General features: G+C 71.1%; 16 protein-coding genes. All 16 read left to right on the plus strand.

Annotation, left to right across the window (positions count from 1 at the left end; translation table 11 throughout):
- The first annotated feature begins 11 nt into the window (after positions 1 to 11).
- The 16 genes from OG390_RS42405 to OG390_RS42480 all read left to right on the plus strand — a co-directional run bounded on the left by OG390_RS42405 (position 12) and on the right by OG390_RS42480 (position 20,574).
- Entirely contained in the window at positions 12 to 1,193 is a 1,182-nt protein-coding gene (locus OG390_RS42405) for an ROK family protein (protein ID WP_406178198.1), read from the plus strand.
- Between the two features lie 116 nt (positions 1,194 to 1,309).
- The gene (locus tag OG390_RS42410) at positions 1,310 to 2,890 is read left to right on the plus strand and encodes a sugar ABC transporter ATP-binding protein (RefSeq protein ID WP_406175415.1); all 1,581 of its coding nucleotides are present in this window, start codon (positions 1,310 to 1,312) and stop codon (positions 2,888 to 2,890) included.
- Complete coding sequence (locus OG390_RS42415; protein ID WP_406175417.1) at positions 2,887 to 3,906, plus strand: ABC transporter permease; 1,020 nt, start codon at positions 2,887 to 2,889, stop codon at positions 3,904 to 3,906. The genes OG390_RS42410 and OG390_RS42415 overlap by 4 nt, the downstream gene beginning before the upstream one ends.
- 20 nt (positions 3,907 to 3,926) lie before the next feature.
- Entirely contained in the window at positions 3,927 to 4,976 is a 1,050-nt protein-coding gene (locus OG390_RS42420) for a substrate-binding domain-containing protein (protein ID WP_406175418.1), read from the plus strand.
- A gap of 108 nt (positions 4,977 to 5,084) precedes the next feature.
- Positions 5,085 to 6,350 (plus strand): Gfo/Idh/MocA family protein, encoded by a 1,266-nt coding sequence (locus tag OG390_RS42425; RefSeq protein WP_406175420.1) that lies wholly within the window; start codon positions 5,085 to 5,087, stop codon positions 6,348 to 6,350.
- Between the two features lie 13 nt (positions 6,351 to 6,363).
- Positions 6,364 to 7,401, plus strand: a complete 1,038-nt coding sequence (locus OG390_RS42430) for a sugar phosphate isomerase/epimerase family protein (protein ID WP_406175422.1) — start codon at positions 6,364 to 6,366, stop codon at positions 7,399 to 7,401.
- A gap of 60 nt (positions 7,402 to 7,461) precedes the next feature.
- Positions 7,462 to 9,954 (plus strand): PQQ-dependent sugar dehydrogenase, encoded by a 2,493-nt coding sequence (locus OG390_RS42435; RefSeq protein WP_406175424.1) that lies wholly within the window; start codon positions 7,462 to 7,464, stop codon positions 9,952 to 9,954.
- A gap of 17 nt (positions 9,955 to 9,971) precedes the next feature.
- The gene (locus OG390_RS42440; protein ID WP_406175426.1) at positions 9,972 to 11,396 is read left to right on the plus strand and encodes a ThuA domain-containing protein; all 1,425 of its coding nucleotides are present in this window, start codon (positions 9,972 to 9,974) and stop codon (positions 11,394 to 11,396) included.
- A 126-nt stretch (positions 11,397 to 11,522) separates the two neighbouring features.
- Positions 11,523 to 12,656, plus strand: coding sequence for an inositol-3-phosphate synthase (locus OG390_RS42445; RefSeq protein WP_406175428.1), 1,134 nt, complete (start codon positions 11,523 to 11,525; stop codon positions 12,654 to 12,656).
- Positions 12,657 to 12,850: 194 nt separating this feature from the next.
- Entirely contained in the window at positions 12,851 to 14,092 is a 1,242-nt protein-coding gene (locus OG390_RS42450; RefSeq protein WP_406175430.1) for an SCO3242 family prenyltransferase, read from the plus strand.
- Complete coding sequence (locus OG390_RS42455; RefSeq protein WP_406175432.1) at positions 14,089 to 15,012, plus strand: sugar phosphate isomerase/epimerase family protein; 924 nt, start codon at positions 14,089 to 14,091, stop codon at positions 15,010 to 15,012. Before OG390_RS42450 ends, OG390_RS42455 begins: the two co-directional genes overlap by 4 nt.
- Positions 15,009 to 15,806: an EboA domain-containing protein gene (locus OG390_RS42460; RefSeq protein WP_406175434.1), complete on the plus strand. Its 798-nt coding sequence runs from the start codon at positions 15,009 to 15,011 to the stop codon at positions 15,804 to 15,806. The genes OG390_RS42455 and OG390_RS42460 overlap by 4 nt, the downstream gene beginning before the upstream one ends.
- Entirely contained in the window at positions 15,806 to 16,654 is an 849-nt protein-coding gene (locus tag OG390_RS42465; protein ID WP_406175436.1) for a TatD family hydrolase, read from the plus strand. Before OG390_RS42460 ends, OG390_RS42465 begins: the two co-directional genes overlap by 1 nt.
- Before the next feature lie 3 nt (positions 16,655 to 16,657).
- A complete protein-coding gene (gene eboE, locus OG390_RS42470; protein WP_406175438.1) occupies positions 16,658 to 17,827 on the plus strand; it encodes a metabolite traffic protein EboE in 1,170 nt (389 codons plus the stop codon).
- A complete protein-coding gene (locus OG390_RS42475; protein WP_406175440.1) occupies positions 17,824 to 19,251 on the plus strand; it encodes a nucleotide pyrophosphatase/phosphodiesterase family protein in 1,428 nt (475 codons plus the stop codon). Before eboE ends, OG390_RS42475 begins: the two co-directional genes overlap by 4 nt.
- A 156-nt stretch (positions 19,252 to 19,407) precedes the next feature.
- Positions 19,408 to 20,574 (plus strand): sugar phosphate isomerase/epimerase family protein, encoded by a 1,167-nt coding sequence (locus OG390_RS42480; protein ID WP_406175442.1) that lies wholly within the window; start codon positions 19,408 to 19,410, stop codon positions 20,572 to 20,574.
- Positions 20,575 to 20,645 lie beyond the last annotated feature (71 nt).

Consider the following 20,645-nt stretch of genomic DNA (forward strand, 5'->3'; position numbering starts at 1 on the left):
TCGTGAGACGTATGACGGCACGACCCGCGAACGCGCACCAGGCCCGACTGCTGCGCCTGTTGCGTGACGGCGGCCCCAACTCCCGGGCCCAGCTGGGCGATCAGGTCGACCTGTCGCGGTCGAAGCTGGCCGTCGAGGTGGACCGACTGCTGGAGACCGGGCTCGTGGTGGCCGACGGACTCGCCGCCTCCCGCGGCGGCCGCCGCTCCCACAACATCCGGCTCGCACCCGCCCTGCGCTTCCTCGGCGTCGACATCGGCGCCACCTCGATCGACGTGGCCGTGACCAACGCGGAACTGGAAGTCCTGGGGCACATCAACCAGCCCATGGACGTACGCGAGGGGCCGGTCGCCGTCTTCGAGCAAGTCCTGGCCATGGCTGCCAAGTTGAGGGCTTCGGGGCTCGCGGAAGGGTTCGACGGCGCCGGAATCGGCGTACCGGGACCCGTACGCTTTCCCGAGGGCGTCCCGGTCGCCCCGCCGATCATGCCCGGCTGGGACGGCTTCCCGGTCCGTGAGGCGCTCAGCCAGGAACTCGGCTGCCCGGTCATGGTCGACAACGACGTGAACCTGATGGCCATGGGGGAGCAGCACGCGGGCGTCGCACGCTCCGTGGGCGACTTCCTCTGCGTCAAGATCGGCACGGGCATCGGCTGCGGCATCGTCGTCGGCGGTGAGGTCCACCGCGGTACGACGGGCAGCGCGGGCGACATCGGGCACATCCAGGCCGTGCCCGACGGACGTCCGTGCGCCTGTGGCAACCGGGGCTGCCTGGAGGCCCACTTCAGCGGCGCCGCACTGGCGCGCGACGCCATGGAGGCGGCCCAGCAGGGCCGCTCGGCGGAACTCGCCACGCGTCTGGAGACGAATGGCGCCCTGAGCGCCGTCGACGTCGCCGCCGCGGCCGCCGCGGGAGACGCCACAGCGCTCGATCTGATCCGCGAGGGCGGCAACCGGACGGGTCAGGTCATCGCCGGACTCGTGTCGTTCTTCAACCCCGGCCTGGTGGTGATCGGCGGCGGTGTCACCGGCCTCGGTCACACGCTGCTCGCCGCGATCCGCACCCAGGTCTACCGCCAGTCGCTGCCTCTGGCGACCGGCAACCTGCCCATCGTTCTGGGGGAGTTGGGCCCGACCGCCGGCGTGATCGGCGGAGCCCGGCTGATCAGCGACCACCTATTCTCACCCGCGTAACCACGTCATCCGTAGATCACCAGCACAGTGCCCTGCTCTGCCGCGCCCTGAACATGCTTGCTCGTGTAAGCGCCCTGCCCTGCAACCGGCCCGCACGCCCGCCAAGGGGAACCGTCATGGCACCTGAACCACCGCTGCTCACCATGTCCGGCATCACCAAGTCCTTCCCCGGAGTCCGGGCCCTCGACGGCGTCGACCTCGACGTCCAGGCCGGCGAAGTGCACTGCCTGCTCGGCCAGAACGGCGCCGGAAAGTCCACGCTCATCAAGGTCCTGGCCGGCGCCCACCAGCCCGGCGAGGGCACTATCGGCTGGCGCGGCGAACATGTCACCCTGAGGTCACCGATCGCCGCCATGCGCCTCGGTATCGCCACCATCTACCAGGAGCTCGACCTGGTGGAGGGACTGTCGGTGGCCGAGAACGTCCATCTCGGACATGAACCCACGGCCGCCGGTTTCGTCGTACGGGGGAGGGCGGCCCGGTCATCAACTGCCGCTCTGCTCAAGCGACTTGGGCATCCGGAGATCGATCCGGCGCGGCTCGTCGGGGAGCTGTCCGCGGCCCAGCAGCAGATCGTCTCCATGGCCCGGGCGCTCTCCCACGACGTACGCCTGATCGTCATGGACGAGCCGTCCGCGGCCCTCGACCCCGACGAGGTCGACAATCTCTTCCGCATCGTGGGCGATCTGACCGCGGACGGCGTCGCCGTCGTCTACATCTCGCACCGCCTCGAGGAGATCCGCCGCATCGGCGACCGCGTCACCGTGCTCAAGGACGGGCGCGCGGTGGCGGGCGGACTGCCCGCGAAGTCCACGCCGACGCGCGAGGTCGTGGCGCTGATGACGGGGCGCAATGTCGAGTACGTCTTTCCGGACCGGCCCCGGTCACGGCCAGCCGGTGAGCCCGTGCTCAAGGTCGAGGGTCTGGCCCGTGCGGGGGAGTTCGCGCCACTCGACCTCGACCTGCGCCCCGGCGAGATCGTCGGCCTGGCGGGGCTCGTCGGCTCCGGGCGCTCCGAGATCCTGGAGACGATCTACGGCGCGCGGAAGCCGACGGCCGGTCGAGTCGGCGTCGACGGACGGGCGTTGCGCCCCGGCAGCGTACGTGCCGCCGTCCGTGCCGGACTCGGGCTCGCCCCGGAGGAGCGCAAGGCGCAGGCCCTGCTGATGCTGGAGTCCGTCACCCGCAATGTGTCGGTGTCCTCCATGTCCCGATTCGCGCACGGGGGCTGGATCGACCGACGTGCCGAACGCGGTGCGGCGCGGGCGGCGACCCGCGAGCTGTCCCTGCGCCCCGACAACCCGTCGGTGCCCGTCCGGACGCTCTCGGGCGGCAACCAGCAGAAGGCCGTCCTGGCGCGCTGGCTGCTGCGCGGCTGCCGTGTCCTGCTCCTCGACGAACCGACCCGCGGGGTCGACGTCGGCGCCCGCGCCGAGCTGTACGCGGTCATCCGGCGGCTCGCCGACGAGGGCCTCGCCGTACTGCTGGTCTCCAGCGAAGTGCCCGAGGTGCTCGGGCTCGCCGACCGCGTCCTGGTGCTCCGCGAGGGGCGCGTCGTCCACACGGCACCCGCCCAGGAGCTCGACGAACACCGCGTACTCGACCTCGTCATGGAAGGAAGCCCCGTGGCCGGTGAACGAAGCGCCGCGGCCGGTGAAGGAAGCCCGGTGGCCAGTGAAGGGAGCCCGGCGTCGTGACGCAGCACGTATCTCCGCCCAGGGGTGACACCCCCAAGGTGTCGCCGTTCAAGGAACACGCCCCGTGGCGGACGCTCGCGGCCCGCGCAGACGTCCGCACCCTCTCGCTCCTCGGCGTGCTCGCCGCCCTGATCGTCATCGGCGGCATCACCAAGCCCGACGAGTTCCTCGACACCCGCAACCTCCAACTCGTCCTCACCCAGGCCTCGGTGATCGGCGTCGTCACCGTCGGCATGACCTTCGTCATCACCTCCGGCGGCATCGATCTGTCGGTCGGCGCGATCGTCGCGCTCTCCTCGGTGTGGGCCACCACCGTCGCCACACAGGAGTACGGCTTCGCGGGCGTCCTGTTCACCGCGGTGCTCGTCGGCGTGGGCTGCGGCCTGGTCAACGGACTGCTCATCGCGTACGGCGGGATGGTCCCCTTCATCGCGACGCTCGCCATGCTCGCCTCGGCGCGCGGCCTGGCCCTCCAGATCACGGACGGTAAGACGCAGATCGTCACCATCGACGGGATCCTGAAACTCGGCGAGCGCGACTCGTACGTGCTCGGCATACCGCCCCTGGTACTCGTCTTCGCCGTCGTCACCATCATCGGCTGGCTGATCCTCAACCGCACCACCTTCGGGCGGCGCACGGTCGCCGTCGGCGGCAACGCGGAAGCGGCACGGCTCGCCGGCATCGACGTACGACGCCAGCGGCTGTACCTCTACCTGCTCTCCGGACTGTGCTGCGGCATCGCCGCCTTCCTGCTGATCATCCTGTCCGGCTCGGGTCAGAACACCAACGGCAACCTGTACGAACTCGACGCCATCGCGGCCGCGATCATCGGCGGCACCCTGCTCAGCGGGGGGCGCGGCACCATCACCGGCTCGGTGCTCGGTGTCCTGATCTTCACGACGATCACCAACATCTTCGCGCTGAACAACCTCCAGAGCGACGTCCAGCAGATCGCCAAGGGCGCGATCATCGTCGCCGCGGTCCTGGTCCAGCGGCGCACAGCAAGCACGACCTGACACGGGAAGGGTCCACCGCCATGCCAGAACCCACGAGCCTCACGAGCCGCAGAGGACTGCTCTTCGGGACCGCCGCCGTCTCGGCCGGTGCCCTCCTCGTCGGCTGCACCAGCAATGACACCAAGGACGAGAAGACGGCCGCGAACAGCCGGCCGGCCGCCGACGACAAACCCGGCAAGCACGTCACCATCGGCTTCGCCGGCCCGCAGGCCGACCACGGCTGGCTCAACGCGATCAACGACAACGCCAAGAGCCGGGCCAAGAAGTACTCGGACGTCACCCTGGAGATCACCGAGGGCTCCAACGACACGGCCGCGCAGATCGGCCAGATCGAGACGCTGATCAACAAGAAGGTCGACGTCCTCGTCGTCCTGCCCGCCGACGGGGCGGCGCTCACCCAGGTCGGGCTCAAGGCGATGCGGGCGGGAATTCCCGTGGTCAACCTGGACCGCATCTTCAACTCGCCGCAGGCGTACCGCTGTTGGATCGGCGGGGACAACTACGGCATGGGCCTCAGCGCCGGCCACTACATCGGCGAGAAGCTCAAGGACAAGAAGAACGCCCGCGTCATCGAACTCGCCGGGCTCGACAACCTGGAGCTCACCAAGCAGCGTACCCAGGGCTTCGACGCGGCCCTGAAGAACTACCCGAACATCAAGAAGGTCGCCCGCCAGGCCGCCGAGTTCACCGTCGAGTCCGGCCAGGCCAAGATGGCCCAGCTCCTGCAGGCCCAGTCGAAGTTCGACGCACTGTGGAACCACGACGACGACCAGGGCGTGGGAGCCCTGCGCGCCATCAAGCAGGCCGGACGCGACGACTTCCTGATGGTCGGCGGGGCCGGCGCGCTCTCCGCCTTCCAGGCCATCGACGCGGACAACAGCGTCCTGAAGGCAACCGTCCTGTACCCGCCGACCATGGCCGCCTCGGCGATCGATCTCGCCCGCGCGCTCGGCCAGGGCAAGGGCATCGGCGGCCTCGCCGAGTTCGAGATCCCGGCGTCGCTCACCCTCTACTCGGCCGTCGTCGACAAGGACAACGTCCAGCAGTACATGGCCACCGGCTTCAAGTGATGCGCCCTGCCCCAGGGGCCTGTCCGGCGGACCAGCTTCCATCGGACCAGGTCCCCCGGGTGCAGGCCCCACCCCCCACCGCGCCAAGACGACGAGGAGGACATCCGCATGGGACAGCCGCACCAGGGCGACGAGGCCGAGAAGCCGCCATTGGGCGTGGGCATGGTCGGTTACGCCTTCATGGGCGCCGCCCACTCACAGGGCTGGCGCACCGTGGGCCACGTCTTCGACCTGCCGCGCCGTCCGGTCCTCGCCGCCGTCTGCGGCCGTGACGGACAGGCCGTGCGAGCGATGGCGGACCGGCACGGCTGGGCGGCGGCCGAGACCGACTGGCGCGCCCTGATCGCCCGCGACGACGTCGACCTCGTCGACATCTGCACCCCCGGCGACAGTCACGCGGAGATCGCGGTCGCCGCTCTGGCCGCGGGCAAGCACGTGCTGTGCGAGAAGCCCCTCGCGAACACGGTCGAGGAGGCCTTCGTGATGGCGACAGCGGCCGAAGAGGCCTTCGCACGCGGCCAGTTGGCCATGGTCGGATTCAACTACCGGCGGGTGCCCGCCACGTCGCTCGCCCGGCGGATGGTCGCCGAGGGACGCCTGGGCACCCTGCGGCACGTCCGAGTGACGTACCTTCAGGACTGGCTGGTCGACCCGCAGTTCCCGCTGACCTGGCGCCTGCGCAAGGAATTCGCGGGGTCGGGCGCGCTCGGCGACCTCGGCGCGCACATCGTCGACCTCGCGCAGTATCTGGCGGGGGAGCCGCTCGTCGGGGTTTCGGCGCTCACCGAGACGTTCGTACGGGAGCGGCCGCTGCCCGGTGGTGCGTCGAGCGGGCTGTCCGCCGTGTCGGAGACGGGCGGCACGGACACCGGCTCCGGCTCGGGCTCCGGTTCTGCTTCCGGTTCCGGCTCCCGCCCTGGCTCGGGCGTCGTCACCGTCGACGACGCGGCGCTCTTCAGCGCCCGCTTCGCCTCCGGCGCCCTCGCCTCCTTCGAGGCCTCCCGCTTCGCGACCGGGCGCAAGAACTCCCTGCGCATCGAACTCAACGGCGAGCGCGGCTCGTTGGCCTTCGACCTGGAGCGGCTCAACGAGCTCTCGTACCACGACCACACCGAACCCGGCGCGCACGCGGGCTTCCGACGCATCCTCGTCACCGAGCCCGACCACCCCTACCTGGAGGCCTGGTGGCCGCCGGGCCACGGCCTCGGCTACGAGCACACGTTCGTGCACCAGGCCCGCGACCTCGTGCACGCCATCGCGGCCGGCCGCCCACCGGTGCCGTCCTTCGGCGACGGGCTGCAGGTGCAGCGCGTGCTGGCGGCGGTGGAGGAGAGCGCCGAGAAGAACTCCGTCTACACACCCATCGCGGTCTGAGGAGGCCATGGGAATGCCGCGCAACTTCACGCTCTTCACCGGCCAGTGGGCCGACCTGCCCCTCGAAGAGGTCTGCCGCCTCGCCCGCGACTTCGGCTACGACGGACTCGAACTCGCCTGCTGGGGCGACCACTTCGAGGTCGACAAGGCGCTCGCCGACCCGGCGTACATCGACTCCAGGCACGCACTCCTCGACAAGTACGGCCTCAAGTGCTGGGCGATCTCCAACCACCTCGTCGGCCAGGCCGTCTGCGACGCCATCATCGACGAGCGCCACCAGGCCATCCTGCCCGCCCGGATCTGGGGCGACGGCGAGCCCGAGGGCGTACGGCAGCGGGCCGCCGCCGAGATCGCCGACACCGCCCGCGCGGCGGCGGCCTTCGGCGTCGACACCGTCATCGGTTTCACCGGCTCGGCGATCTGGCACCTGGTGGCGATGTTCCCGCCCGCCCCCGAGTCGATGATCGAGCGCGGCTACGAGGACTTCGCGACGCGCTGGAATCCGATCCTGGACGTCTTCGACGCGCAGGGCGTGCGGTTCGCGCACGAGGTCCACCCCAGCGAGATCGCGTACGACTACTGGACCACGCACAAGGCACTGGCGGCAGTCGGCCACCGCCCGGCCTTCGGCCTCAACTTCGACCCGTCGCACTTCGTGTGGCAGGACCTCGACCCGGTCGGCTTCCTCTACGACTTCCGTGACCGGATCTACCACGTGGACTGCAAGGAAGCCCGCAAGCGGCTCGACGGACGCAACGGCCGCCTCGGCTCGCACCTGCCCTGGGGCGATCCGCGTCGCGGCTGGGACTTCGTCTCCGCGGGCCACGGCGACGTCCCCTGGGAAGACGTCTTCCGCATGCTGCGGTCCATCGACTACGCGGGCCCCATCTCGGTCGAGTGGGAGGACGCCGGCATGGACCGGCTGCAGGGCGCACCCGAGGCCCTGACCCGCCTCAAGGCATACGACTTCGAGCCGCCGTCGGCTTCGTTCGACGCGGCATTCGGCGGCAACGACCAGGCCCCGTCGGAGAGTTCATCGCTTCCGGGGTGACGGCGCACCCCGGCGTATCGCACCCGCCCAGTACGACCAGCCCCTTCATGGAGGCATTTCGTGCACCCGAACGCCAGCAACAGGAAGAACACGAGCCACTCGAGACGTCCAAGACTGCGCGGGGCACTCGCCCTGCTGAGCGGCGCGCTGCTCGCGGCCGCTTCCCTCACCCTCACCGCACCTCAGGCCGGCGCAGCCGTCACCGAGCCGAAGAGCGCGGTTGCGGCAGAGGACTTCCAGCAAGTCACTCTCGCCAAGGGCGAGCCCGAGGTCGGCGAGCCCATGTCGCTCGCCGTGCTTCCCGACCGCTCGGTTCTGCACACCTCGCGCGACGGCGAACTCCGCCTCACCGATGCGGCGGGCAACACCAGGATCGCGGGCAAGCTCGACGTGTACTCGCACGACGAGGAAGGCCTGCAAGGCGTAGGCATCGACCCCGACTTCACCACCAACCGCTACATCTACCTCTACTACGCGCCGCCCCTGAACACCCCGGCGGGCGACGCCCCGGAGACCGGCACCGCCGCCGACTTCGCGCCCTTCGACGGCGTCAACCGCCTCTCGCGGTTCGTTCTCAAGGCCGACGGCACGCTGGACAACGCCAGCGAGAAGAAGATCCTCGACGTACAGACCTCGCGTGGCATCTGCTGCCACGTCGGCGGCGACATCGACTTCGACGCGGCGGGGAACCTCTACCTCTCCACCGGGGACGACTCCAACCCCTTCCAGTCGGACGGCTTCACCCCCATCGACGAGCGCGCCGACCGCAACCCGGCCTTCGACGCCCAGCGTTCGGCCGGCAACACCAATGACCTGCGTGGCAAGATCCTGCGCATCAAGGTGAACGCCGACGGCTCGTACTCCATACCCGACGGCAACCTCTTCCCGCCCGGCACGGACAAGACCCGCCCCGAGATCTACGCGATGGGCTTCCGCAACCCGTTCCGCTTCAGCGTCGACAAGGCGACGGGCATCGTCTACGTCGGTGACTACGGCCCGGACGCGGGCGCGGCCGACCCGGCGCGCGGCCCCGGCGGCCAGGTCGAGTTCGCCCGTGTGACCGGCGCCGGCAACTTCGGCTGGCCGTACTGCACGGGCAAGAACGACGCATACGTGGACTACGACTTCGCCACCAAGACCTCCGGCGCGAGCTTCGACTGCAACGCGCCCAAGAACAACTCACCGCACAACACCGGTCTCACCGACCTGCCGCCGGCTCAGCCCGCCTGGATCCCGTACGACGGCGCGTCCGTCCCGGAGTTCGGCAGCGGCTCGGAGTCCCCGATGGGCGGCCCGGTCTACCACTACGACGCCTCCCTCGACTCGCCGGTGAAGTTCCCGCAGGCGTACGACGGGAACTTCTTCGCCGGAGAGTTCGGCCGCCGCTGGATCAAGCGGATCGTGTCGGACGGCAGCGGCACCGTGCAGTCCATCAACTCCGTTCCGTGGACGGGCACCCAGGTGATGGACATGGCGTTCGGACCGGACGGAGCGCTGTACGTCCTCGACTACGGCACCGCCTGGTTCGGCGGCGACGAGAACTCGGGCCTCTACCGCATCGAGAACGCCACCGACGGCCATTCCCCCGTCGCCCAGGCCGCGGCCGACCACACCTCGGGACAGGCCCCGCTCAAGGTCCGCTTCTCCTCCGTCGGCTCCTCCGACGCCGACGGTGACGCCCTCACCTACAGCTGGGACTTCGGCGACGGCGGCAAGTCGACAGCGGCGAACCCGACGTACAAGTACAAGAAGAACGGCACCTACACGGCGACCGTGACGGCCAAGGACGCGAGCGGGCGCACCGGCAGCGCCGGCGTGCAGGTCGTGGTCGGCAACACCGCCCCGAAGGTGACGCTCGAACTTCCGCGGGACGGCCAGTTGTTCAGCTTCGGGGACACCGTGCCCTTCAAGGTGAAGGTGACCGACCCGGAGGACCCGACGATCGACTGCTCGAAGGTGAAGGTCAACTTCATCCTCGGCCACGACAGCCACGGCCACCTGCTGACCTCCGCCAACGGCTGCTCAGGCACCATCAACACCGGGGCGGGCAGCGGTCATGACGAGGACGCGAACATCTTCGGAGTCTTCGACGCCGAGTACACCGACGGCGGTGGCGGCGGCCAGGCCGCGCTGACCAGCCACGACCAGCACGTCGCCCAGCCCAGGCACCGCCAGGCCGAGCACTACGGCAACGCCTCGGGCATCACGGTCCAGACGAAGGCCACCGCGCACGGCGGCAAGACGGTCGGCGACATAAACAACGGCGACTGGATCTCGTTCGAGCCGTACGTCCTGAGCAATGCCACGAAGATCACGGCGCGCATCGCGTCCGCCGGATCGGGCGGCACCCTCGAGGTCCGCGCGGGCTCCTCGACCGGCCGGCTGCTGGGCACCGCGACCGTGCCGGTGACCGGGGGCTGGGAGACCTTCCAGGACGTGAGCGCGGATCTCTCCGGTGCGCCGCGCGGCACGACCACGCTCTACCTCGTCTTCAAGGGGAGCGGCACCGGCGCGCTCTACGACGTGGACGACTTCACCTTCACGACGAGCTGACGGGAGGTGTGACGGGCATGCGCACATCAGCGCAGATGCTGACGGTGGGCGCCGCGGCCGCTCTGCTGATCGGCTGTGTGTCGGGACCGGCGGCCTCCAAGGGAGCCGACGAGAGCCGGGTCCTGGTCTTCTCCAAGACCGCCGGCTTCCGGCACGACTCGATCCCGGAAGGGATCGCGGCCGTACGTGAGTTGGGGGCGACCGGCGGTTTCGCGGTCGACGCCACCGAGGACGCGGGCGCTTTCACCACGAAGAACCTCGCCCGCTACGACGCCGTGGTGTTCCTTTCCACCACCGGTGACGTCCTCGACGACACCCAACAGACCGCCTTCGAGCGGTACATCAAGCGGGGCGGCGGCTATGTGGGCATCCACGCGGCCGCCGACACCGAGTACGGCTGGGCCTTCTACGGCGGGCTCGCGGGCGCGTACTTCCAGTCGCACCCCGCGATCCAGCCCGCGACGGTCGACGTCGAGGACCGGGCGCACCCGGCGACCTCGGAGCTGCCGAAGGCCTGGGACCGCACGGACGAGTGGTACAACTACCGCTCCAATCCGCGGGACCGGGCCCACGTCCTGGCCTCGCTCGACGAGTCGTCGTACACCGGCGGCACGATGAGCGGCGACCATCCGATCGCCTGGTGCCAGGAGTACCGGGGCGGCCGCGCCTTCTACACCGGGGGCGGTCACACCAAGGAGTCCTACGCCGAACCGGCATTCCGCAAGCACCTGTTGGGCGGCATCCGGTACGCCATCGGTGACGCACAGGCCGACTGCCGTCCGGAGAACGGCTACCGGCCGCTCTTCGACGGCACGGCCGAGTCGCTGGCGGCGTGGAAACAGGCGGGACCGGGTTCGTTCTCGCTGTCGGACGACGGCACACTGACGTCGAACGGCGGTCTGGGGATGCTCTGGTACGCCGGTTCCGGCTCCGCTGTGGACTCCGGTTCTGCTGCGGGTTCCGGCTCCGCTGTGGACTCCGGCTCCGCTGCGGGCTTCGGCTCGTACTCGCTGAAGCTGGACTGGAAGGTGGCCGGGGACGACAACTCCGGTGTCTTCGTGGGCTTCCCGGCCTCCGACGACCCCTGGTCGGCCGTGAACAACGGCTACGAGATCCAGATCGACGCGACCGACACCCCCGATCGCACCACGGGAGCCGTGTACAGCTTCCAGTCCGCCGACATCGACAAGCGCGACCGCGCGCTGAACCCGCCGGGGGAGTGGAACACGTACGAGATCCGCGTGGAGGGCGAACGGCTCCGCGTCTGGCTCAACGGCGTGAAGATCAACGATTTCACCAACACCGATCCGGCACGGAGCCTGCGCGACGGGCACGTCGGCATCCAGAACCACGGAGCCGACGACCAGGTGTCCTTCCGTGACGTGCGGATCAAGGAACTGCCCTCGAAGCCCATGGCGTACCGGGCTTCGCCGGGCGACTGAGCGGCGGCGGGCGGGAGGCGCCGTACTCCCGCCCGCCGTCTCGCCCCTCCCGGGAGACGTGTCTCCCGGCTGGTGCAACTCCCGGCTGATGAATCTCCTGACTGACGTACGACAAGGAGGCTGCCCATGTCCGCGTCCCTTTCCGATTCCCGGGTGGGGGTGTGGCTGATCGGAGCACGCGGCTCCGTCGCCACCACCGTCATCGCGGGCTGCGCGGCCGTCACCGCCGGGCTGCACGCCCCCACGGGCATGGTCACCGAGACCGACCTCTTCGCCGACTGCGGCCTGCCCGCGCTGTCGTCCCTCGTCTTCGGCGGCCACGACACGGTGGGCTGCCCGCTCCCGAAGCGGGCGGAGGCCCTGGTCGCCGCTGGCGTGCTCTCGCACGGCCTCCCGTCTGCGATCGCGGCCGAACTGGAGGCAGCCGACCGGGAGATCCGCCCGGGTGGGCCCGTCCCCGGCGACACCCGCGACCAGGCCGACCTCGTGGACGCCTTCGCCACGGACATACGGGACCTCGTACGCCGCTGTGGCCTGACCCGGGCGGTGGTGGTGAACGTGGCCTCCACGGAGCCGGCTCCCGCCGGGACCGCGCTGCCCCCCAGCTCGCTGTACGCGGCTGCGGCGCTGCGGGCGGGCTGTCCGTACGTGAACTTCACCCCCTCCACGGGACTGCACCATCCGGCCCTCGCGACCTTGGCCGAGTCCAGCGGGCTGCCCTACGCGGGGCGCGACGGCAAGACCGGCCAGACGCTGCTCCGGTCGGTGCTCGGCCCGATGTTCGCCCAGCGCGCGCTGACGGTTCGTGCCTGGTCCGGTACCAATCTCCTGGGCGGCGGCGACGGAGCAGCCCTCGCCGACCCGGCAGCCGCCGCGGCGAAGAACGCCGGCAAGGAGCGCGTACTCGCGGACACCCTGGGCGCGGCCCCCGAGGGCGAGACCCACATCGACGACGTCCCTTCCCTGGGCGACTGGAAGACCGCCTGGGATCACATCGCCTTCGACGGCTTCCTCGGCACGCGCATGATCCTCCAGACCACCTGGCAGGGCTGCGACTCCGCACTCGCGGCCCCACTCGTCCTCGACCTCGCCCGCCTGGCGACCCGCGCCCACGAGACCGGCCTCACCGGCCCGCTGAGCGAACTCGGCTTCTACTTCAAGGACCCGATGGGGGAGGGCCCCTCGGCCCTGGGCGAGCAGTACGCGGCACTCGCGGGGTTCGCAGGACGCCTTCGGGGACTCGTTGGGGAGGGCAGGTGAGGTTGTGGAGGACTGGGGCGGTTGCGGCGGGCTCGTCGGCTGCGTCGACTGTGGCGAGCGCGGTGGCCGGGTTGGCCAAGGGGAGCGCGCTGGCCGGGTTGGCCAAGAGGAGCGCGCTGGTCGGGGTGGCCGGGGCGAGCGCGTCGGCCGGGGCTGGTGGGTCAGCCGGGTTGGCTGGGGTGAGCGTGTCGGCCGTGTCGGCCGTGTCGGCCGTGTCGGCCGTGTCGGCCGTGTCGGCCGTGTCGGCCGGGGCGACTGGGTCGGCCGGGTCGGTCAGGGCGGGCGCGTCGGCCGGGTTGGGTCCGAGGGCGCGGGCGAAAGCCTGGGCCTGGGCTGAGCTTCTGCGTCTGCCCGCCCTGTTCACCGTCCCCGGAGACGCCCTCGCGGGGGCCGCCGCCGTAGGCGCCCGCCCGAACTCCAGCACGCTGCTCGCCATCGGTTCCTCCCTCTGCCTGTACGAGGCGGGCATGGCCCTGAACGACTGGGCCGACCGAGCCGAGGACGCCGTGGAACGCCCGCATCGCCCGCTGCCCTCCGGCCGCATACACCCGGCCGCGGCACTCGCTGCGGCCGGAGCCCTGACCGCAGCGGGCCTCGCCCTGGCGGCCCGCGCGGGCCGTTCCTCCCTCGCGGTCGCCGCGCCCCTCGCTGCCACCGTCTGGGCGTACGACCTCACGCTCAAACGAACCCCCGCCGGACCTGTCGCGATGGCCACCGCGCGCGGCCTTGACGTACTCCTCGGCGCCGCGGCCACCGCAGGTACCGCTCGCAGTCGGGACCGGCACCTGGGCCCGGCGGCCACCGGACGGGCCGCGCCGGGCCAGGACGTGACCCTCGGTGCGAGGGCCGGCTCTCGCACCGCCCGCCGTGCCCTCCCCTCCGCCCTCACCCTGGCCGCCCACACCCTCGCGGTGACGACGGTGTCCCGCGGCGAGACGCAGGGCGGTTCGCCGGTGGCACCGCTGGCCGCGCTGGCCACAACGGGTGCGCTGGCCTGGGGGCTGTCGAACGGTCGGGCAGACACGGGCCGGCGCGCTGCCGACGTCCCAACAGCGGTGCAATCAGGGCATGTTGATGCCGCGACGGGCATGGGCGCGGGCACGGGTACAGGCAAGGCGGGCGTCGGCACCGGCGTGAGACTCGGCCCAGCACGCGGTGCCGCTTCTGTCCCCGGCCCCTTCCCGCACCCCGTGACGGACACGCTGGGCGCAGCCCTCACCCTCGCCTACGCGGCGACCTCCGCCCACCCGCTCTTCCACGCCGTCCTGAACCCCTCACCTCCGCTCACCCAACGGGCCGTCGGCGGCGGAATCCGCGCCATGATCCCTCTCCAGGCCACCCTCGCCGCCCGCGCGGGCGCCCCCGTCACCGCCCTGCTGACCGCCGCGCTCGCCCCAGCCGCCCGCACGTTCGCGGGGAAGGTGAGCGTCACATGATCCCGAGCCCCCGCACAGCCGCCCACACGCGCCCCGCCCCGGCCCCCCGGCCCCTCCGCTTCGGCTACGGCACCAACGGCCTCACCGACCTCCGACTCGACGATGCCCTGGCACTGCTCGCCGACCTCGGCTACGACGGCGTAGGCCTGACCCTCGACCACATGCACCTGGATCCGCTCGCCCCGGACCTGGCCGCCCGCACCGGGAAGGTGGCCGGCAGGCTGGCGGCGCTCGGTCTGGGTGTCACGGTCGAGACCGGTGCCCGCTATGTCCTCGACCCGCGCCGCAAACACGGCCCTTCGCTCCTCGACCCCGCCCCGGACGACCGCGCGCGCCGCGTCGGCCTGCTCCTCCGGGCCGTCCAGGTCGCCGCCGACCTCGGCGCCCACGCCGTGCACTGCTTCAGCGGAGTCACCCCGGCCGGCACGGACGAGGACACCGCGTGGAAGCGGCTGGCCGAGGCGCTCGGCCCCGTGCTGGACGCCGCCACCCGCGCCGGCGTCCCCCTCGCCGTCGAACCCGAACCCGGCCACCTGCTCGCCACCCTCGCCGACTTCCACCGCCTGCGCCGAACACTCGGCGACCCGGTCGTGCTCGGACTCACCCTCGACATCGGCCACTGCCAGTGCCTCGAACCCCTGCCTCCCGCCGATTGCGTACGCGCCGCCGCCCCCTGGCTGCGGCACGTCCAGATCGAGGACATGCGCCGCGGCATCCATGAACACCTCCCGTTCGGGGACGGGGAGATCGACTTCCCGCCCGTACTCGAAGCCCTGGCCGCCACCGGCTACCAGGCCCTGACCGTCGTCGAACTGCCCCGCCACTCCCATGCGGGCCCCCACTTCGCCGCACAGTCCCTTCCGTTCCTCCACCGCGCGGCCCGGGCGATCCCCGAGGGCCCCGAAGGGAGAACCCCGTGAACCACCCGCACCGAGCTCAGCACAGCCAGGGCAGCCACGACGTCCATGGCACCCGGCGCCAGGCCGGTCATCGCGCCCAGCCCGGCCTCGCCGCCCTGCGTGCCCGCCTGAACACCCATCTCGGCGGAGCGGCTCGCGCCTGGCTCGACCAGGCCCTCGACGAGGCGGCGGCCCACCCGGGCACCCACGGCCCCATCTCCGTCTGGGAGTTGCGGATCACCGAGGCCGGGCGCCGGTGCGGGCCCGAGTACGCCGACGCCGCCCGCGTACTCCTCCTGCACGCCGCCCGCGCCGATCAGGACGCCCTCACTCGCGTCTACCGCCAGGGCACCGCCGCCGAACGGCGAGCCGTCCTGCACGCCCTGCCCCACCTTGTGCCAGGACCCGACGCGCTGCCTCTCGTCGAGGACGCCCTGCGCACCAACGACACCCGACTCGTCGCGGCAGCCGTCGGCCCGTACGCGGCCCTGCACCTGGACCCCCACAACTGGCGCCACGCCGTCCTGAAGTGCCTGTTCACCGGCGTCCCCGTCGACGAGGTGGCCGACCTGCCCGGGCGCGCCCACGCCGACGCCGAGCTCGCCCGCATGCTCGGCGACTACGCCGACGAACGCGCCGCCGCGGGCCGTTCCGTACCCGAGGACCTGTACCGCGTCCTGGCCCTGACCGAGCCCACGGTCACCCCCACCGGCACGTCCGGCAGCCCCGGCACGTCCCGAAGCCCCGGCGCCCCCGGCACATCCGGCACATCCGGTACGTCCGGCACCTCCGGCACCTCCGGCAAGGAGTCCTGATGCGCATCTTCGACCCCCACATCCATATGACGTCACGGACCACCGACGACTACGAGGCCATGCACGCCGCGGGCGTCCGCGCCGTCGTCGAGCCCTCCTTCTGGCTCGGCCAGCCCCGCACCTCACCCGCATCCTTCCTCGACTACTTCGACTCGCTTCTCGGCTGGGAACCCTTCCGCGCCGCCCAGTACGGCATCGCCCACCACTGCACGCTCGCCCTCAATCCCAAGGAAGCGAACGACCCCCGCTGCGTCCCGGTCCTCGACGAGTTGCCCCGCTATCTCGTCAAGGACCAGGTCGTGGCCGTGGGCGAGATCGGCTTCGACTCGATGACCCCCGCCGAGGACACCGCGCTCGCCGCCCAGCTTCAGCTCGCCGCCGATCACGGGCTGCCCGCGCTCGTCCACACCCCGCACCGCGACAAACTGGCCGGTCTGCGCCGCACCCTGGACGCCGTCCGCGAGTCCGCCCTGTCCCCGGAGCGTGTCCTCGTCGACCACCTCAACGAGACCACCGTCAAGGAGGCCAAGGACAGCGGCTGCTGGCTGGGCTTCTCCGTCTATCCGGACACCAAGATGGACGAGGAGCGGATGGTCGCGGTCCTGCGGGAGTACGGGCCCGATCAGCTGCTCGTCAACTCGGCCGCGGACTGGGGGAGGAGCGATCCCCTCAAGACCCGCCTGGTGGGCGAGGCCCTGCTGAAGGCCGGGTTCACCGACGACGAGGTCGACCGGGTGCTGTGGCGCAACCCCGTGGCCTTCTACGGGCTCAGCGGACGGCTGTCTCTCGACATGACCGGCACCGACGCGACCCACGAAGGCAACACCATCCTCCGCGGCGGGGAGTGAGCCATGCGTTTCCGCCACCCCGACGGCTCCACCGTCCACCTCGCCTATTGCACCAACGTCCACCCGGCCGAGACCCTCGACGGCGTCCTCGCCCAGCTCCGTGACCACTGCGAACCCGTCCGCCGACGCCTGGGGCGAGACCGCCTCGGCATCGGACTGTGGCTCGCCAAGGACGCCGCCCGCACCCTGGTCGGCGACCCGTCCGCGCTGCGCGGCCTGCGCACCGAACTCGACCGCCGTGGCCTCGAGGTGGTCACCCTCAACGGCTTCCCGTACGAAGGCTTCGGCGCCGAAGAGGTCAAGTACCGCGTCTACAAGCCGGACTGGGCAGACCCGGAGCGGCTCGCCCACACGACCTCCCTGGCGCGCGTCCTCGCCCAGCTCCTTCCCGACGACGTCACCGAGGGCAGCATCTCCACCCTGCCCCTTGCCTGGCGCACGGCGTACGACGGCGAGCGGGCGGCGACCGCCCACACCGCGCTGAGCACGCTGGCCGAACGCCTGGACGCCCTGCACGAACTCACCGGCCGCTCCATCCGCGTCGGCCTCGAGCCCGAACCCGGCTGCATCGTCGAGACCACCACCGACGCCCTCGCCCCGCTCACCGCGATCGGCCACGACCGCATCGGTGTCTGTGTCGACACCTGCCACCTCGCCACCTCCTTCGAAGACCCGCACCACGCCCTGGACGCGCTCGCGCAAGCCCGCGTCCCCGTCGTCAAATCGCAGCTCTCAGCCGCCCTGCACGCCGAACACCCCCATCTCCCCGAAGTCCGCACCGCCCTCGCCGCCTTCGACGAACCCCGCTTCCTGCACCAGACCCGCAACCGGACATCCGCCGGCCTGCGTGGCACCGACGATCTCGGCGAAGCGCTGGCGGGCGACGCCCTGCCCGACGCCTCCCCATGGCGCGCCCACTTCCACGTCCCACTGCACGCGGCCCCCGCCGCGCCTCTCACCTCCACACTCCCCGTACTCCGGGCCGCGCTCGCCCACCTCGTCGGCGGCCCGCACCCGCTCACCCGCCACCTGGAGGTCGAGACCTACACCTGGCAGGCGCTCCCGCCCGAGCTGCGCCCCCGCGCCCGCGCCCAGCTCGCCGACGGCATCGCCGCCGAACTCACCCTCGCGCGCGATCTGTTGACCGACCTCGGCCTCAAGGAGCTGCCGTGACCCAGCCACCGGCCCCGACAGCCCAACCCGAGCACTCCGGCGAGCAACCCCGTCCCGCCCCTCTCCTCGTCCTGGACGTCGTAGGCCTCACCCCCCGTCTCCTCGCCCACATGCCGCACCTCAAGGCCCTCGGCCAGTCCGGCTCCCGTGCGCCGCTCGGCACCGTCCTGCCCGCCGTCACCTGCGCGGCCCAGTCCACCTTCCTCACCGGCACCCATCCCGCCGAGCACGGCATCGTCGGCAACGGCTGGTACTTCCGCGAGCTCGGCGACGTACTCCTGTGGCGTCAGCACAACGGCCTGGTGTCCGGAGACAAGCTGTGGGACGCCGCGCGGCGCGCGCACCCCGGCTACACGGTCGCCAATATCTGCTGGTGGTACGCCATGGGCGCCGACACCGACATCACCGTCACTCCCCGTCCCGTCTACTACGCCGACGGCCGCAAGGAACCCGACTGCTACACCCGGCCCCCGGCCCTGCACGACGAACTCACCGAGGAATTGGGCACGTTCCCCCTCTTCCACTTCTGGGGTCCCGGTGCCGACCTCGTCTCCAGCCGCTGGATCATCGACGCGACCCGCCACATCAACCGCACCCGCCGGCCGGACCTGACCCTCTGCTACCTCCCTCACCTCGACTACGACCTGCAGCGCTTCGGCCCCGACGACCCGCGCTCCCTCCAGGCGGCCGCGGACCTGGACACGGCCATGGCTCCCCTCCTCGACGACGCCAGGGCCGAAGGCCGTACCGTCGTCGCGCTGTCCGAGTACGGCATCACGCGCGCGGACCGCCCCGTCGACATCAACCGCGCCCTGCGCCGCGCCGGACTCCTCGAAGTGCACACGCAGGACGGCATGGAGTACCTCGATCCGATGGCCTCCCGTGCCTTCGCGGTCGCCGACCACCAGATCGCCCACGTCTATGTGCGACGGCCCGAGGACCTGGAGACCACGAAGGCGGCGCTCGCCGACCTGCCCGGCATCGAGCAACTCCTCGACGACGAGGGCAAGAGGACCCATCACCTCGACCATCCGCGCTCCGGCGAACTCGTCGCCGTCGCGGAGCCGGACGCCTGGTTCACGTACTACTACTGGCTCGACGACGCCCACGCGCCCGACTTCGCGCAGCTCGTCGAGATCCACCGCAAACCCGGCTACGACCCGGTCGAACTTTTCATGGATCCACTCGACCCCTACGTCAAGGTGAAGGCGGCCACGGCTCTGGCCCGCAAGAAGCTCGGCATGCGCTACCGCATGGCGGTCGTGCCCCTGGACCCCTCACCTATTCGCGGCAGCCACGGCCGCCTCCCCCTGAGCGACGACGAAGGTCCGCTCATCATCTGCTCCACCCCCCGCGCAGTCACCGGCCGCGTCGCGGCGACCGAAGTGAAATCCCTGCTGCTCGACCTGGCCGGCCTCACCTGACGAGGCCTGACAAGCCGTGACGAGCGACTACAGAAAGTGAAACACGCGCCACTGACAACGCGCCCGACGAGCGTTCGGCAGGCCTCCGACCCGGGCACGAGCAGCAGACCTCCCGGCACCCGCCACCGCTGAACACCGATCCGAAAGAGAGAAACCGTGACCGCGTTCAACGACGAATCCGTAACCGGCGACGCCCTGCGTCGCACTCTCGGCGTCAGCCGTCGCCGCTTCCTCAGCACCTGCACGGCCGCCGCGACCGCGGCGATCGCCGCCCCCGTCCTCGGCGCCTCACCGGCCCTGGCCCAGGACCGGGACAGAGGCCACGACCACGGCGGCGACGTCCTCGTCCCCGCGGACAAGCGCGGCATCATCCTCTACACCGTCCGTGACGCGACGGGCCGCGACCCGCTCGCCACCGATCTGCCCTCCGGATTCCGTGAGGTCTTCCAGCAGCTCTCGCGATTCGGATACCGACAGGTGGAGTTCGCCGGATACGGGCAGCACGCCAACGCCCCGGGCGGAGCGAACCTGGAGTCCGTGGAGGGCGCCAAGCTGCTGCGCTCCTGGCTCGACGAGTACGGGCTGCGGGCACAGGGCAACCACGGCTTCATACCGCCGTCCTGGCCCTTCACGACCGCCGACCTGGACACCTTCAAGAAGCACCTGGAGATCGCCAACATCCTCGGCATGGCGCACATGGGCACCGGTGGCGACCCCACCGGCAGCGCCTACCGCGCCGACTGGGACGTGGCCGCGGACAAGTGGAACGCACTCGGCGAGATCGCCCGCCGTGAGGGCATCAAGCTGTACACCCACAACCACGACGCGGCGTACGGCTTCCTGCTCGACGGCGGTCCGCTGGACGCGCAGGGCCATCCCACCCGCAGCTCCGGCATCCGCAAGCTGGAGTACTTCCTCACGATCACCGACCCGAAGGTGGTCTGGCTGGAGATGGACATCTTCTGGGCGCACGTGGCCCAGTACAAGTTCCATACGTACCCGGCCCACGACAGCTCCACGCAGGAGAACGTCTTCGATCCCGCGGGGCTCGTCACCCGCCACAACAGGCGCTACCCGCTCTTCCACGCCAAGGACGGCACCGTCAACACCACGAACGGCATGGGGTACGACATGGTGCCGTTCGGCACCGGTGTCATCGACTACACCACGTTCTTCTCACGCGTCGGCGCGCGCAACTACCACAACCCGATGGTCGAGCAGGACAACGCCCCGAGCGCCACCGACCTGGGGCAGTCGCTGAAGCACGCGAAGATCGGTTACGACAATCTCGCGGCCCTCCGCAAGAAGCGCCACCAGTCCTGACCAACGGATGAGGGGGCCAACGGATGGGGCGGCCCTCCCCACGACGCGCGTCGTGGGGAGGGCCGCCCCAT

It is taken from the genome of Streptomyces sp. NBC_00996, assembly GCF_045162675.1.
Classification (GTDB): domain Bacteria; phylum Actinomycetota; class Actinomycetes; order Streptomycetales; family Streptomycetaceae; genus Streptomyces.